1 protein-coding gene and 1 pseudogene are annotated in these 1,007 nt (G+C 42.9%); both read right to left on the bottom strand.

Annotation, left to right across the window (positions count from 1 at the left end):
• A pseudogene (locus tag NFR61_RS11150) lies at positions 1 to 606 on the bottom strand (IS3 family transposase); the annotation flags it as partial.
• The coding region (locus tag NFR61_RS11145) for a transposase (protein WP_251624197.1) at positions 591 to 1,007 on the bottom strand (417 nt) is incomplete at its 5' end. The pseudogene NFR61_RS11150 and the gene NFR61_RS11145, both read right to left, overlap by 16 nt.

The raw sequence follows: 1,007 nt of genomic DNA, 5'->3' as shown, positions 1-1,007 counted from the left end.
CTCTTCCAATCGTTTACGATAGCCAGCGTGCTGGTACTGCCAGCCTTGGTCAGAGTGGAGTATGAGACCATCAAGACAGTCGAACTTCTCAAAAGCTTTATCAAGCATATCGTATACCTGCTCAAGATTTGGGCTTGTAGAGATGTTATGAGATATAATCTCACCGTTATACATGTCAAGTATGGGCGATAGGTAAAGTTTTGTGGAGCCAATGTTTATTTGTGTCACATCCGTAGCCCATTTGCGGTTTGGAGCTGTGGCAGAGAAGTCTCGCTCGATTACATTGGGAGAAATCTTGCCGACTTCGCCTATGTACGAACGATACCTGACTTTACGTATTTTACATTTAAGATCCATCTCGGTCATGAGGCGTTGTACGGTCTTGTGGTTTATTACATACTTCCTATTATGCAGCTCTGTGGTTATGCGTCTATACCCATAACGACCTTTATGCTCATGAAAAATATCTTTGATTTCCTTTTTCTCAACAGCATATTTATCTTCTGTATTTAGACGCTTATGGTGATAGTAAAATACTGAACGAGCCATCTTACTTAACTCTAAAAGCAAGTCAAGAGAATATTCCGACCTTAGTTCGTCGATGGCTTCTGCCCGTTGAGACGTGCTCGGGCTTGCTGTTCCTCGACTAAGGCCTTTACTTTTTTTAGAAGCGCATTCTCAGCTCTCAGGCGAAGGTTCTCCGCTTGGAGTTTCTCAAGTTCTGTCTGAGGTTCTTTCTTCTTGGGGCGGGCCATAGGATCTTTTATAGGTTGTCCACGTTTGCGATTTTCTAGTGGAAGACCTGCTCGGTAATGACGAACCCAGGTCTGAATTGTCGTTCTGTTTAGATTATACCGGAGACATAACTCCTGCAAAATTACTCCTTTTTCCAGAAATTCCATTACTATCGATTGCTTTTCTGCTGCTGTATAATGGTAGGAACGTGTGCCATGTAAGCCTTGCTCTCCGTATATCTTATACCGCAGATACCAGATGCGAACCATATT

Source organism: Odoribacter lunatus, from assembly GCF_943193135.1.
In the GTDB taxonomy this organism is placed as follows: Bacteria; Bacteroidota; Bacteroidia; order Bacteroidales; family Marinifilaceae; genus Culturomica; species Culturomica lunata.
Note: the sequence above shows the minus strand (reverse complement) of the source record. Positions and strands in the feature narration are given on the sequence as shown.